10 protein-coding genes are annotated in these 14345 nt (G+C 60.1%); 1 reads left to right on the top strand and 9 read right to left on the bottom strand.

Features of this window, described 5'->3' with window-relative positions:
* Positions 1–41: 41 nt before the first annotated feature.
* From KP808_RS09520 to kdpF, 7 genes are all read right to left on the bottom strand, one after another.
* Positions 42–320, bottom strand: coding sequence for a hypothetical protein (locus KP808_RS09520; RefSeq protein WP_002552999.1), 279 nt, complete (start codon positions 318–320; stop codon positions 42–44).
* Positions 321–416: 96 nt separating this feature from the next.
* The gene (locus KP808_RS09515; protein ID WP_230018263.1) at positions 417–1109 is read right to left on the bottom strand and encodes a response regulator; all 693 of its coding nucleotides are present in this window, start codon (positions 1107–1109) and stop codon (positions 417–419) included.
* Positions 1106–3769 (bottom strand): sensor histidine kinase, encoded by a 2664-nt coding sequence (locus KP808_RS09510; RefSeq protein WP_058408854.1) that lies wholly within the window; start codon positions 3767–3769, stop codon positions 1106–1108. Before KP808_RS09510 ends, KP808_RS09515 begins: the two co-directional genes overlap by 4 nt.
* A gap of 65 nt (positions 3770–3834) precedes the next feature.
* Complete coding sequence (gene kdpC / locus KP808_RS09505; protein WP_230018261.1) at positions 3835–4407, bottom strand: potassium-transporting ATPase subunit KdpC; 573 nt, start codon at positions 4405–4407, stop codon at positions 3835–3837.
* A 54-nt stretch (positions 4408–4461) separates the two neighbouring features.
* Positions 4462–6540 carry a potassium-transporting ATPase subunit KdpB gene (gene kdpB / locus KP808_RS09500; protein WP_230018259.1) on the bottom strand — a complete coding sequence of 693 codons (2079 nt, stop codon included), beginning with the start codon at positions 6538–6540 and terminating at the stop codon, positions 4462–4464.
* 10 nt (positions 6541–6550) lie between these two features.
* Positions 6551–8245: a potassium-transporting ATPase subunit KdpA gene (gene kdpA, locus KP808_RS09495; RefSeq protein ID WP_122281931.1), complete on the bottom strand. Its 1695-nt coding sequence runs from the start codon at positions 8243–8245 to the stop codon at positions 6551–6553.
* Between the two features lie 2 nt (positions 8246–8247).
* Complete coding sequence (kdpF, locus tag KP808_RS09490; protein WP_003406089.1) at positions 8248–8343, bottom strand: K(+)-transporting ATPase subunit F; 96 nt, start codon at positions 8341–8343, stop codon at positions 8248–8250.
* A gap of 242 nt (positions 8344–8585) precedes the next feature.
* Here kdpF and KP808_RS09485 point away from each other — a divergent pair, with 242 nt between their 5' ends.
* Positions 8586–8849 carry a helix-turn-helix domain-containing protein gene (locus KP808_RS09485; protein ID WP_122281930.1) on the top strand — a complete coding sequence of 88 codons (264 nt, stop codon included), beginning with the start codon at positions 8586–8588 and terminating at the stop codon, positions 8847–8849.
* A gap of 85 nt (positions 8850–8934) precedes the next feature.
* Here KP808_RS09485 and KP808_RS09480 read toward each other — a convergent pair whose 3' ends face one another.
* Both KP808_RS09480 and KP808_RS09475 read right to left on the bottom strand, forming a co-directional pair.
* The gene (locus tag KP808_RS09480; RefSeq protein ID WP_230018258.1) at positions 8935–13731 is read right to left on the bottom strand and encodes an RHS repeat domain-containing protein; all 4797 of its coding nucleotides are present in this window, start codon (positions 13729–13731) and stop codon (positions 8935–8937) included.
* A 92-nt stretch (positions 13732–13823) separates the two neighbouring features.
* Positions 13824–14309: a hypothetical protein gene (locus KP808_RS09475; RefSeq protein WP_122281928.1), complete on the bottom strand. Its 486-nt coding sequence runs from the start codon at positions 14307–14309 to the stop codon at positions 13824–13826.
* Positions 14310–14345 lie beyond the last annotated feature (36 nt).

Genomic DNA, 14345 nt, shown 5'->3' with positions numbered 1-14345 from the left:
CGAGCAAGCGCTCTCCCACAGGACCGGTGTATCGTCAGCTATCAACGGCCAGCGCGCGACTCGCGGATGTAGAAGCGGGCTTTTTCGGCTTTTTCGGTGCAGCCTTCAAATGCTTCGAACTGTTGCTGGGTCTTGGCACCGGTCAGCAGCGACAGGGCCTTGGAGTAACTGACGGTGCCGGCGAAGCCTTCGGCCTTGGCCAGATCAAGCTCGTGCCAGGCAGCGTCTATCTGGGTGGCGCAGCTGTCTCGATACCCGGTCTTGCCAGCGCAACCTGCAAGAACCAAGACAAGCAATGGCAGACAGATAAAGGCTTTCATGGGGGTGTTACCTCAGGAGTGAATATGGAGTGTGCGGCTTTGACGATTCGATGCAGTAAAAGTGCCGTACCACGGGGGTATGGTCGCTTTTTTCATCTAGTGGTCGGCCAGCAGACGATACCCTATTCCAGGCTCGGTGAGGATGAACCTCGGGGCGGTCGGATCGTCCGCCAGTTTCTGACGCAAATGCCCGACCACAATGCGCAGGTAGTGGCTGTCATCGGTGTGGGTAGGCCCCCAGATATCCTTGAGCAACTGCTGCTGGGTAATGACCCGCCCAGGGTGGCGTGCCAACTGCGCCAGCACCGCGTATTCCTTGCGCGTCAGCGCCACTTCGTGACCATCGAGCAGCACCCGGCGATAGGCCAGGTCGACGGTCAGCGGACCGAATTGAAGGGCCGACTCCGGCTTGTCGCTACCGGAAACCTGCCTGAGCAGCGCCCTGATTCTGGCCAGAAACTCCTGAATGCCGAACGGTTTGGTCACGTAGTCGTTGGCTCCGGCGTCCAGCGCCTGGACTTTCTGTGCTTCGCTGGCGCGTACCGAAAGCACCAGTACCGGCACCGCTGACCACTCGCGAAACTCGCTGAGCACTTGCTGACCGTCCATGTCCGGCAGGCCAAGATCAAGCACCAGCAAATCCGGCTTGTTCAATGCCGCCTGGGTCAGGCCATCCCCGCCAGTGGCCGCTTCCAGCACCCTGTAGCCCTGAGACACCAGACTAATGCGCAAAAATTTGCGAATCTGCGGCTCGTCATCGATGACCAGAATGGTTGCCGCCTGGCTCAAGCTGACTCCTCCATTTCCACATCGGGCTGCGCCTGCAACGGCAGGAACAAGGTGATGCGCGTACCCTGCCCGTCAATGCCTTCCTCGACGCTGAGACGTCCACCATGCGCGCCAATCATGCCCTGACAGATCGCCAGCCCCAGGCCCGTGCCCTGCCCGCCCCGATCACCGCGTGCCGCGGTGTAGAACATGTCGAAAATCTTCGCCCGCTCATCCTCCGGAATGCCCGGCCCTTCGTCACTGACCGAGAAGAACAGCTCGCTGTCGACCACACCCGCCGCCACCTGCAAGCGCCCGTCAACGGGTGAAAAGCGCGCAGCGTTTTCCAGCACATTGACCAGCGCCTGCTCGATCAGCGCCGCATGCACGTACAGCAATGGCAGCTCGCCGGTCACCTGGGTGCTGACCTGCAAGGGTGCCAGCACGGCGCGCAGCCGGTTGAGCGCACTGCCGACGATATCGGCAGGCGACACCCAGTCTCGTGCAAGTTTCAGCGCGCCATGTCCCAGGCGCGTCATGTCCAGCAGGTTCTGGATATAGCGATCCAGACGTTCGGCTTCGTCGCGTGTACCTTCCAGCAGCTCGCGGCGATCCTCCAGCGGGATGGCTTCGCCCAGCGCCAGCAGGCTGTCGATGCTGCCGCGCATGGAGGTCAGTGGCGTACGCAGGTCGTGGGACACAGAGGCCAGCAAGGCGCTGCGCAATTGCTCGGTTTCCCCATGCAGGCGCGCGGCTTCAAGCTCTTGCGCCAGTTGTGCGCGAGCCAGCGCCTGCGCCAGCGGCTGGGTCAGCGCCGCCAGCAGACGCCGGTGTTGCGCGGTGAACGACTGGCCTTCACGCGCACTGACACCCAGCAGGGCCAATGGCCCTTCTTCCGCGGTAATCGGCCACCACCACCAGCGCCCGGACGGTAGCGTGCCGGTGCCGCTGCCAGCCGGTTGATCGTGCTGCCAGGCCCAGTCGGCGGCGGCACGTTCGGCTTCCGAGAAGGTCAGCGGCCCACCAGTCTCAACAACCAAACCGCCCTGCCCGTCACGATCAACCAGGCACAGATACAATTCCTTCCAGCCGGAAAAATGCTGTTCGGCGGCATTGAGTACTGCTTTTCGATCCGTGGCAGCGGTCATCTTGCGCGACAGGTCGAGCAGTTCGCTGGTCTGTTCCTGAGTATCACGCAACGCCTGCAACTGCCTGCGCTGGCGCGCCGCAAGCTTGCCGGTCAGGGCCGACATCAGCAGGAAGAACAGCAGCGTCAGCACGTCTTCTTCGCGCTGGATGTTCAGGGAAAAACTCGGTGGAATGAACAGAAAGTCATAGGCCAGAAATGACAGCCCGGCACACGCCAGCGCCGGTCCCATGCTGCTGCGCACCGCAACCAGTAACACCGCCGCGAGAAAGATCAGGGAAATGTTGGGCAGCGCCAGCACGCCCGACACACCCCAGGCGACCAGACTGGCAAGCAGCGTGGCCACAAAGGCCAGGCCGTAATCGAACCACACCACTTCGCGCGCCGGGCGTGCGCGCGGCGGTTGATCGGGTAGCTCTTCACTGTCGTCGAGCACTGAAATTTCCAACCCGTGCCCTTCACGCAACAAACGTGCGGCAACACCGCCGCCAAACACCCGGCGACGCCAGTGCCGACGCGACTGACCGACCAGTACCACGCTGGCTCGCCGTTCGATGGCATGCTGCACCAGTGTTCTGGCAACCTCCCCGGCACGCAATGACACCGCCTCGCCACCCAGCCGCTCGGCCAGTTGCTGAGCGCTTTGCAGGCGCGCGCGGGACTGCTCGTCGAGGGTTTGCCCGTCGTCCACATGCACGGCGCTCCACGGCAGGTGGCGACGCTGAGCAACCCGACTGGCGTGACGCACCAGGCGCTCGGCATGGGCATCACCGTCGATGCCCACCAGCATCCGCCCACGAACTGCCGGAGCCGACTGGCCCAATTGCCGGTAGCCCTGCGCCAGATCGTTATCGACCTGCGCCGCAGCGGTCTGCATGGCCATTTCGCGCAGCGCAGTGAGATTGGTTTGCGTGAAGAAGGCGTCGATGGCCGCGCGCGCCTGCTCCGGCACGTACACCTTGCCGTCGCGCAGGCGCTCCAGCAGTTCGCGCGGCGGCAGGTCGATCAGCACCAGGTCGAAAGCTTCCTGCAACACCCAGTCCGGCAGCGTTTCGCGCACCTGCACCCCGGTGATACCGCGCACCTGATCATTAAGGCTTTCCAGATGCTGGACGTTGACGGTGGTGTAGACATCGATGCCGGCAGCGAGCAGTTCCTGAATGTCCTGCCAACGCTTGGTATGCCGACTGCCGGGCGCATTGGTGTGCGCCAGTTCGTCGACCAGCACCAATGCCGGTGCCGCCTTGAGCAAGGCATCAAGGTCCATTTCTTCGAGGGTCATGCCTCGGTATTCGGTGCGCAACAAGGGCTGTTGCGGTACGCCGTTGAGCAGCGCTTCGGTTTCCGCACGGCCGTGGGTCTCCACCACGCCCGCCAAGACCCTGACGCCCTGACGCAACTGCGCATGGGCCGCCTGAAGCATGGCGTAGGTTTTGCCCACGCCCGGCGCGGCACCAAGAAAAACCTTCAGCCGCCCGCGCCCTTCGCGGGGCAGCTGGGCCAGCAGTGCATCAGCTCGACCGGAATCACTCACCTTGGTTACCACCCTCTCTAATCATCTACAGCTTAGTGAATCTGCTGCGAACACGGCGCACTTTGTTACAACTGCGCGTTGCGCGGTGCAGACGGTAACTGATTCAGGCTCATATTCAAGGCCAATACGTTGACCACGGGCGGGCCGATCAGCGGACGCTGAGTATTGGCGTCGATCAGCGCCTGTACTTTGTCCAACGGCAACTGGCGCGCCGCAGCAACGCGACCGGCCTGCCAGGCAACCGCTTCAGGCGAGAGATGCGGGTCCAGACCGCTGCCGGACGTGGTCAGCAAGGCAAGTGGCACCGGTTCCTGCGAGGCATTGGCCAGTTTCGCAACGTCCTCTTTCACGCGTGCCACCAGTGCCGGGTTGCTCGGCGCAAAGTTGCTCGCGCCACTGGCTACCGTCGCAAACGCGCCTGCCGAAGGACGCGACTGAAACCACCCATCACCGGTAAACGACTGGGCGATGAGTGCCGAGCCGCGCACCTTGCCCGCCGCGTCGTATACCAGGCTGCCATTGGCCTGCGCCGGAAACGCCACTTGCGCAACCCCGGTGACCACCAGTGGATAGGCCACGCCGGTGATCAGGCTAATCAACACGATCAGGCTCAAGGCCGGACGCAATACATTGGACATCTGCACATCCTCAATCAGGTGAGGCTGCACGCCGACCGGCGTGCAGCACAGGCTTCAAACAAGGCCGAGTGCGACCAGCAGCATGTCGATCAACTTGATGCCGAGAAACGGTACAACGATGCCGCCCAGGCCATAGATCAGCAGGTTGCGACGCAACAGATGCGCCGCGCTGGCGGCCTGAACCCGCACGCCCCGCAGGGCCAGCGGGATGAGCACAACGATGATCAGCGCGTTGAAGACGATGGCCGAGACAATCGCACTTTGCGGGCTGGCCAGTTGCATGACGTTGAGCACGCCCAGTTGCGGATAAATCGAGGCAAACAGCGCAGGCAGCACGGCGAAGTACTTGGCCACATCATTGGCAATCGAAAACGTCGTCAGCGCACCGCGTGTGACCAGCAATTCCTTGCCGATCTGCACCACGTCCAGCAGCTTGGTAGGGTCGCTGTCGAGGTCAACCATGTTGGCCGCTTCACGCGCGGCCTGGGTGCCATCGTTCATCGCCATACCGACGTCCGCCTGCGCCAGTGCAGGCGCATCGTTGGCACCGTCGCCACACATCGCCACCAGTCGGCCTTCGCCCTGCTCCTGACGAATCCGTTCCAGCTTTTTCTCTGGTGTGGCTTCGGCCAGCACATCATCGACACCCGCTTCAGCGGCGATGGCTGCGGCAGTCAATGGGTTGTCGCCAGTCACCATTACCGTGCGAATCCCCAGCTTGCGCAACTCTTCGAAGCGCTCGCGAATACCCGGCTTGACCACGTCCTTGAGATGAATCGCACCCAACAAACGACCGTTGGCGCAGACCAGCAGCGGCGTGCCGCCGGTCTTGGCAATCTTGTCGACTTCCCGCGCCAGTGCAGGCGGCAGGTCGCTACGCTGCATGTTGATGAAAGCCAGCAGCGAATCCACCGCGCCCTTGCGGTACACATGGCCCTGATAATCCACACCGGACAGACGTGTATCGGCGCTGAACGGTACAGCGGTTACCGAACTCAGGGTGGGCTCGTTCATCGGGTGCAGGTTGCGCAGGAACTCGACGATGGATTTGCCTTCCGCCGTATCGTCGGCCAGCGACGCCAGCAAGGCGCCCTCGCCCAGTTCCTTCGGGGTCACGCCGGGTGCTGCGTAAACGGCAGCGCAGCGGCGATTGCCGAAGGTGATGGTGCCGGTCTTGTCCAGCAACAGCACATGCACATCGCCCGCAGCTTCCACGGCGCGACCGGACTTGGCGATCACGTTGAGGCGCACCAGCCGGTCCATGCCGGCAATGCCGATGGCCGACAGCAGGCCGCCAATGGTGGTCGGGATCAGGGTGACCAGGAGTGCCACCAGAAACACCAGCGGCAGGCTGCCCCCGGCAAAGTGGGCGAACGGCTGCAAGGTGATGACCACCAGCAGAAAGATCAGGGTCAGGCCGATCAGCAGAATATCCAGCGCGACTTCGTTAGGGGTCTTCTGCCGCTTGGCACCTTCCACCAGTGCAATCATGCGGTCCAGCGTCGATTCGCCGGGGTTGGCGCTGATGCGTATCAGCAGCCAGTCGGACACCAGCCGGGTGTTGCCGGTCACGGCCGAGCGGTCACCACCGGATTCGCGAATCACTGGCGCGGATTCGCCGGTAATCGCCGCCTCGTTGACCGCCGCGATGCCCTCGATGACTTCGCCGTCGCCGGGAATCATTTCGCCGATCTCGACGCGCACCACATCGCCCTTGCGCAACTCGCTGGCATTGATGATGCGCAGGCTGCCGTTCTCATCGCGAATGCGCGCCTTGAGCCCTTCGCTGCCGGCCTTGAGGCTGTCGGCGCGGGCCTTGCCACGACCTTCGGCCAGCGCTTCGGCGAAGTTGGCGAACAACACGGTGAACCACAGCCACAGGGCGATCTGCACGCAGACCGAAGTGGGCACCTGCGGGTTGGGGATCACGCACAGCACGGTGGTCAGAATGGCAGTCAGTTCCACCACCAGCATCACCGGCGAACGCTTGAGCTGGCGCGGGTCGAGCTTGACGAACGCCTGCACCAGCGCCGGACGCCACAGGGCAGCGATGCCGGTCTTGGCTGTCTCGCTGGCGGCCTGAGGCTCGGCAGCTTTTACAGCATCACGTCTTGAAAAATCAGTAGTGCTCATGATCGGTTCCTCAGAAACCCAGGCTCAGGTGTTCGGCAATCGGCCCCAGTGCCAGGGTCGGCAGGAAGGTCAAACCACCCACCAGCAAAATGGTGACGGTCAGCAGAGTGACAAACAGCAGGCCGTGGGTCGGGAAGCTGTTCTGACCCTGTGGTGCGGTTTTCTTCATGGCCAGGCTGCCAGCCAGTGCCAGCACCGGCAGGATGTAACCAAAGCGGCCAATGAAGATCGCCAGGCTGAGCATCAGGTTGTGGAACACGGTGTTGGCACTGAAACCGCCGAACGCCGAGCCGTTGTTGGCCGTGGCCGAGGTGTAGGCGTACAGCAACTGGCTGAAACCATGCGGGCCGGGGTTGCTGACCGCACCGGCCGGGCCAGGCAGGCTGGCAGCAATCGCGCCCAGCACCAGCACGCCGACCGGCATCACCAGCAAGGTGGCGACCAGCAGCCGGACTTCCTGCGCTTGCAGCTTCTTGCCGAGGTATTCCGGCGTGCGGCCAATCATCAGGCCGGAGAGAAATACCGCAATCAGTACGTTCAGCAGCATGCCGTTGAGGCCCACACCCACGCCGCCGAAAATCACTTCACCGACCATCATGTTGACCAGCGCAACCATGCCGGTCAGCGGGTTGAGGCTGTCGTGCATACCGTTGACCGAACCGTTGGAGGCCGCAGTGGTAGCGACTGACCACAGCACCGTGCCGGTGGTGCCGAAGCGGGTTTCCTTGCCTTCCAGCGGTGCGGTCTGCTCGACACCGGCGATGTTCAGTGCCGGGTTGGGCTGGTACTCGGCCCACAGCGACACCGCGCCGCCGATCAACAGCAGTGCCAGCATGCAGCCAAGAATCGCGCGGCTCTGGCGCATGTCCTTGACATAGTGGCCAAAGGTGAACACCAGCGCTGCCGGGATCAGCAGGATCGACACCAGTTCGAACAGGTTGCTCCACGCCGTCGGGTTCTCGAACGGGTGCGCCGAGTTGACGCCGAAGAAACCGCCGCCATTGGTGCCCAGTTGCTTGATCGATATCTGACTGGCCGCAGGGCCCATCGGCAGGCTTTGATCCGCGCCTTGCAGGGTCAGCGCATCAATGTAATGGCCGAAGTTCTGCGGCACGCCCTGCCAGACCAGAAACACGGCCAGCACGATACTGATCGGCAACAGCCCATAGAGCGTGGCGCGGGTCATGTCGGCCCAGAAGTTACCCAGGCTCTGCGACGAGCGACGACTGATACCGCGACATAGCGCGACCAGCACGGCGAGACCGGTGGCGGCGCTGACGAAGTTCTGCACGGTCAGGCCGACCATCTGGCTCAGGTAGCTGAGCGACGCTTCGCCGCTGTAGGCCTGCCAGTTGGTGTTGGTGACAAAACTCATCGCCGTGTTGAAAGCCAGCGACCATTCCATGCCCGGCAGTTGCTGCGGGTTGAGCGGCAGCACGCCTTGCAGCATCAGCATCGCGAACAGCACGACAAAGCCTGCCAGGTTGAAAGCCAGCAAGGCCCACATGTATTGCTGCCAGGATTGCTCGGTTTTCGGGTCGATGCCGGAAATCCGGTAGCAGGCCCGCTCGACCGGCCCCAGCACCGGGCTCAGCCAGGTGCGCTCGCCTTCCATGACCCGATAATAGAAACGCCCCAACCAAGGCGCGGGTGCCAGCAGCAGGACCAGAAAGGCCAGGATCAACAGATAATCGTAACTGTGCATGATCACTCCTGACTCTGGTCGGCGCGCAACAGCGCCACCAGCAGATAGATGAACAGCCCGACTCCCATCAGCAGCGAGATACCATCCATAACGCTCATTGAAATTTCCCCCATCAGGCAACACCGATACGGCACAGGCCGCGTGGGGAGATTGTCCGCAGGCAGGGTGTAAAGGCGCGAGATCGACAGGCCGGTCGGGGCGTAAAGAAGCTGTAAAAAAGCGCTACAGCCTAGACGGCGCAAGGCCTTCGCGGACCTCCAGCGCTGTCATTTATGTCAGGTTCGCGTTGGGGGTGGCGGGGGTATCGTGGTGCGGCGATCTTCAGGAAAAGGACTTCACCATGCTTCGCGACAACGGAAAACCACCCGGCACTACGCCGCCCTCCAACACCACAACCGCCACTGTCCAGTTGACTGTCAAGGAACGACAAGTCCTGGAATGGGTGGCGATCGGCAAATCCGCGTGGGAGATATCCCGTATTCAAGGGTGCACGGAAGCGACCGTGCACTTTCATACCAGCAATATCCGCCGCAAGTTCGGGGTGACGTCATTGAAGGCGGCGCTGGTGATGGCGATCAGGCAGGGGGTTATTTTGGTGGAGTGAAGTATTTAAAACCGGTGCACCCCACAGGAGGTAACCCCCTGCGTTGTGCACTTGGATTGCGGATCAGCACTTATATTTATTAGTCTTAGTCGAAGCTATATCTATCCTTAGGTTTTCCAGGCAGGTACCGGTCCAATCCTACTTTTCCAGGAGCCGGATTTGGACGCCTTATGTTCTCTACGGTGGGAATTTTTTTAAGCTCTTTTTTGGCAAGTGATAATTCTTTTGCAATCGTACGGCGCGCATGAGCAGTAATTCCGGGCCCTTCGAAATTTTCAACCATGTAGTTTAATGACTCCCGACCGTTAACCTGTTTGAGCGCAAGAGAATCCGCCAACTTCGGCATGAAGTTGTTACGGGCATCTGCAATGCGCTTGGGATAACTATCAACCACTTCATTCAAGCTATCCCAGTCTGTTAGCTTGATTTTCGATAACTTTGTTAGCTTTTTACTCCCACGAGTGGTAAGTAGCGCAGGAATTTTTTCGACGCCTGGAGATTTTGTGGTCAGAGTAGGAGTCTGCTTTAAGGCTCGGTACAACAGTTTGAATGGAGTAAATATCCCAAAGTGCCCCGACGGATCCACCCTGTTCACCGGGTCTCCCTCGACATACGCATACCCATTCACCCCTCCCTTGCCAAACGGACTCCAGCTATCGGGACTGTTGAAGCGCATCAACACCGGGCTGTAGGCCCGATAACCATTCCCCAGCATTTGCCAGCCGCTATCCGCCTCGGCCAGTTCGCCGTTGAACCCCAGTTTGCCGAGTGGGGGGACTTCACTGCTGGCGTGGCCGTAGGCCGTATACCTCCTCCGGTTGGCGCCGTCGGCACCTACCTCGCCCAGCACGCTATCGCTGCCGTCGGTGGCAAGCAGCAGCGTGTGATCACTCTGCTGTTCGGCCAGCAGGTAGTCGTCGCCACGCATGAAGGTGCTCTGGGCATGGCTGCCGAGTTGATTGGCCAGCCCTGCGTCGCTATAGAAGCGCAGGTCCCTGTCGTCGCCACGGGTCTCCCCGGTCAGTTGGTCCTGGGGGTCATACTGGTAATGAATGCCGGCCGAGGGCGTGCCTACTTCGATCAGGCGGCCGAGGGGGTCGTATTTGAGCGTGCGTCCGGCTTCGTCGGTTTTGAGGTTGCCGTCCAGGTCGTACTCAAGTTTGATTTCAGACGGGTAGTATTTATCGTTAGTGTTCGTCACCCGGCTCAACTGCACCGGGTCGTCAGCTTCGTAAAAATACCTGGCATTGTTGGTATCGTCATTGTTGCTGTCGTCGCTGCCGTCATTGAAGCGAGTCGTGACGAGCGTCAGGTTGTTCGCGCCATCGAAAATGAAAATCTGCGCGCGGAGGGTCCTGCCATAGGGGTCCACTGGCCGCTGAGTTCCCGTGCATTGGTATTGAGCCAGGCGACCGGACGTATCGTAACGGTAGGTTTCGTCACGGAGTGTTTCCGTGCCCTGGCGCAGGGTACGCTGGACCATGTCATCCACATCATCGTAGACCTGAACCATCTGTTGCTCGACTCCGTCGAGGTCAAACGTACGCTTTACTTCCCGACCCAAATCATCATATTCAAGGCTGATCGCGACGGTTCTCTCGCGGCTGCCGTCGGTCTTGTCGGTGGTGGTGATTTTTGCGAGGCGACCAAAGACAGTGTCGTAGTCGAACGTTGAATAGACCTCACCCAGCGAGGTTTCGTAAAGACGACCGCAGCTGTCATAGCGATTGACCTGCTCCTGTCCCAGTACGTCGGTGTAAGACAGCAGCAGGCCCAATCGGCTGTAGCTGTAGAACATGTCGTAGGTCTTGCCTGCCGAGGTGCGCTTCTCGCTTTTCAGCGAGCCGGTGCTGTAATACTCGCGATCCAGTATCTCGCCCTGCTCCGAGGAATGAAGCAGACGAGCATTCTGCTTATCGTAACTGTAATCGGCAGCCACACCCGGCTCCGCAGTCCGGACAGGCCCGGACTCTTTCAGCGGATCAACTTCGCAGGTGGTTTCAGGTTCAGGCACAGCTTCGGACTGCACCCTGCGCCACGGCTCATCACCCACCTGGGGCTTGTATTCGTAGTCGATTTTCCGCTTGCTGGGCAGGGTTATCGATTTGGGTTGCAGCAGACCGGGGTCGTAAACAAGCGTACGTTTACGCCCCCCGGTGACAGAGCTGACCAGACGATCCAGCCCATCGAACTCCTGCTCTCCCAACACAATGCTTTTGCCGTTGTGCTCAATGCCGATACTGACGGGCAAGTCTTCGCTGCTGTAGCCAGCATAGCTGCGACGCACGATGGCCCTGCTTGGCAATGTGGACTCGATCACCCGATCAAAGACGTCGTAAACAGAGGTGGTGCGCCGCTCGCCGCCCGCTTCCCCGATAATTTCCTCGACACGGCGGCCAAGGCCGTCGTAATGGTACTGGCTCAGACTGACCGAGTTTTCAGCCTGATCCTTTCGCTCGCTGCGGGTCGGCTGTTCGAACAGGTTCATCCAGGTCTCGGTGAACTCGCTTTTACCGCCAGCGTTGCCTTCGATCCAGCTACGTTGAATCGGGCCCTGCGATTGCGCCGTACCAATAGGGTCGGTCTCTTCGAACGTCTTGACGCCATCCGGCCCGGTGACGCAGCGCTGCTTGCCCCAATCGTCGTATTCGAAGACGCTCTTGAGCGCCAGATCCTGCTGGCCCAGCCAGTCAAACTCGGTCTCACTGACCATAAGCCCCCACGCATCGTAAACAGCCGCGTAGGTCTGGCGAGGCTTGTCGGCGCGCGCAGGATTATCTGCGTCATCCCGTTCCTCACAGACGACTCGGTTGAGGCCATCGAAGTAGCTGCAGGTTTTTACCCCTTTGACGTCGATGAGCGTCTGCATGGCCTGATCAGTCGCCCTGGCACATAGCTGATACTCGTAATTTCTGGTCGCGTTGTAGGTTTCATCATTTGGCGCCACGGTTTCACTCAGCACACGTCGCAGGCTGTCGTAGACATAACGAATTTCCACGTTGTTGTCGTCGCGACTGAGCAAGGGTTCGCCATCGAGCAGAGAATCCTCCAGCGTAATGACCTTCTTCGCGCCATCGAAGCCGGTGACGGTCTGTACGGTTTGCATCACTGTCGCGGCATAACGGCTGCTCTCAGGGAAGCTTTCGGGAGTGTTCTCGGGAGCACTTTCAGTGGTGTTCCTGGGGAGGCGCACAGGAATGCTGTAGGCGTACGCTGTGCTGGTCACCTTCCCGCCCATTATCACTTGCTGCAATTTGAGCCGACCGTGCAGGACTGCATTGTTCGGCTCATCGAAGTATTCGTAGGTCGTGCGTTGCTGTTCCTGCTCACCGTCAGGGGCCTGCATCAGTAACGTCTCGCTTTGCGGTGCAAGCCATTTCTGTAGCTGGCCGCCACCCACTGCTGGCAACGCAAGGTAGCGATAGCGGGTGATCAGGATCGGCGCCTTGCCGTAGCCGGATACCGACGGGGTGACCTTGCTGCTTTTCATCCAGCGGACGAAGCCTTCAGGGTCCTTCGGGCATCCGTCCTCGCCGTCGGCCAGATACCATTCACTGGCCTCGACCAAACCGTTGGCCTGAGTCTGAGTCAGCAGATTACCGTGCTTGTCATACGTGCTGCTGACAGTCTCACTGCGCGGCACACTGCCGTCTGACGACAGCCGCCAGGTGGTCTGGACCTCTTTGGGCAGCTGACAGTAGGCAAGCTGAGCCTCAAAGGGTTCTCCCGGCTCGATGTAGTAACGAGTGTCCACCTGCATGACGGTAAGGTTCTTGCGCGTGGTTTCTCGAGTGAGCAGGTGAAACTGGTTGAAGGTTCGTTCGATGCTGCGCTCGGCATCAGCCTTGCCCGCGACCTCGACACGCAATGTTTCGGTCGACGAATACTCGTACAGCTCCGCCCCGCGGTACAGATACAGATTGTCCAGACCATTGTCTTCCCAGGCGATATCCAGCCCTGCGCCCAGAAAATTGCGCTCGCGCCCGAAGCTGTCCTTGTAAGTGTAATAAACATCCATTTGCGCCTGCCCCAGGCCGGGCGTCGTGCGATGGCGCGTGACTCTGGGCAGAGGAGCGCGTGCCGCCCTCGCAGGAAACTGATGGCCGCTGTCGGTATAAAAGATCTCTTCCCGGCCGCCAGCAGGTGTTTCCACCGCCGTCATGCATAAATGTTCACGGATCGTGTTGTATACAAAACGCCAGGAGGCAGCATTGTCGGTCGGCAATTCGATACGGTTGACACGGTGATCCGACCCACCCAGCACCATCACGAATGTCGCATCCGGGCCATCGCCAGTGGTCATGCGCAGCTTCACCGACGTTGCGTCGCGGCTGATGCCGAGCAGGATCTGATCCGAGTCATCCTTGATTTCGCTGAGCATTTGATGCCCGCCGAAAGAAGCGTAATCCAGCGTGATACTGTGACCTTCAGGGGCAAATACGCGCACCGGCAGCGCAACTCTGTTGATCCCGCTGCCGCGCATTTCGAGGTGCTCCACCAGACCGGACTTGTGCATCACCCGGTAGTTGTTATCGCCCTCCTTGTACAAGTGGAAGCTGTCGATTTTCTTTTCCGACATCAGCATCTGGCCGTCGCCGGTGCCATCGACCTTGAATGTCTCGCCGCTGCTCAGCGATACGATCTGCTTACCCGGATCGTACTGCGACAATTGCAGGTTCCAGCCAAGACCAAAGCCGCTGTCCTGACGGTTGAGAGGATTATAGTTGAGTGCCAGTGGCATGCCTGGGCCACGCAACCCGTTGGTTTTGACATCGGGCAGGGTGATCGCCACCGTGTATTGCCCGGTGCGGGGGTCAACGCCGCTCTGTACATAACTGAGGAAGTTGAACGCGTTGGAGTGTACGGAAGTCGATGCTGTCATGTTACATGAACCTCGAACGTTATGTATTAAGATAACCGCCGCCCACGGGGGCGACGGTTAAGCAGGCCTGACAAGTTCAGTTGTACTAACGACTAACTCGATACATCGACACGGACGCAGGACAACTTGCCTTTTATGTTTTCACCGCCGTCATACTCCCTGATCACAACAACGCCGCGACTGATCATGGTGCCGACCGGCTTGCTTCTGAGCTGGTCGATGGATATCCAGGGTGTTGTAAGGGGGTCGATATAAGTCTCGAGCCCAAATACCCAGCCTCCCGAATCATTACAATCTCTGGATTCCAGGTATATCTTCATGGCTGAGCGCACATTATCCAGCTTGATAAAACTCATCTCATCGTTCGTGCAATCATGATCTTTGTTGTTGAGATAAACCGTTTCGTCCTTGGCGGGAAAGTTGCAGTTCTTACCTCCGCCATCAGCGTTTGCTGCGAGCATGATCAGTCGAACCGCCTGTGCCGGGGGCTTTGGCACCGGGCTGTGGGACGGAACGAGCGTACAGCCTGTCAAACCCGCAAGCACTACACAGGCAAAGGTTTTACTTAGCGCATTCATAATAATAATGACTCCCTGTCGGTGTGTGGCATCAAT

Origin of the sequence: Pseudomonas savastanoi (assembly GCF_020917325.1) — a bacterium.
Lineage (GTDB): Bacteria > Pseudomonadota > Gammaproteobacteria > Pseudomonadales > Pseudomonadaceae > Aquipseudomonas > Aquipseudomonas amygdali.
This window is presented reverse-complemented; position numbering and strand designations above follow the sequence as displayed.

Excerpts from the sequence above, each read along its gene's own strand:
- KP808_RS09520 (WP_002552999.1), bottom strand. The coding sequence starts at position 320 with ATGAAAGCCTTTATCTGTCTGCCATTGCTTGTCTTGGTTCTTGCAGGT.
- kdpC (WP_230018261.1), bottom strand. The coding sequence starts at position 4,407 with ATGTCCAATGTATTGCGTCCGGCCTTGAGCCTGATCGTGTTGATTAGC.
- kdpB (WP_230018259.1), bottom strand. The coding sequence starts at position 6,540 with ATGAGCACTACTGATTTTTCAAGACGTGATGCTGTAAAAGCTGCCGAG.
- kdpA (WP_122281931.1), bottom strand. The coding sequence starts at position 8,245 with ATGCACAGTTACGATTATCTGTTGATCCTGGCCTTTCTGGTCCTGCTG.
- kdpF (WP_003406089.1), bottom strand. The coding sequence starts at position 8,343 with ATGAGCGTTATGGATGGTATCTCGCTGCTGATGGGAGTCGGGCTGTTC.
- KP808_RS09485 (WP_122281930.1), top strand. The coding sequence starts at position 8,586 with ATGCTTCGCGACAACGGAAAACCACCCGGCACTACGCCGCCCTCCAAC.
- KP808_RS09480 (WP_230018258.1), bottom strand. The coding sequence starts at position 13,731 with ATGACAGCATCGACTTCCGTACACTCCAACGCGTTCAACTTCCTCAGT.
- KP808_RS09475 (WP_122281928.1), bottom strand. The coding sequence starts at position 14,309 with ATGAATGCGCTAAGTAAAACCTTTGCCTGTGTAGTGCTTGCGGGTTTG.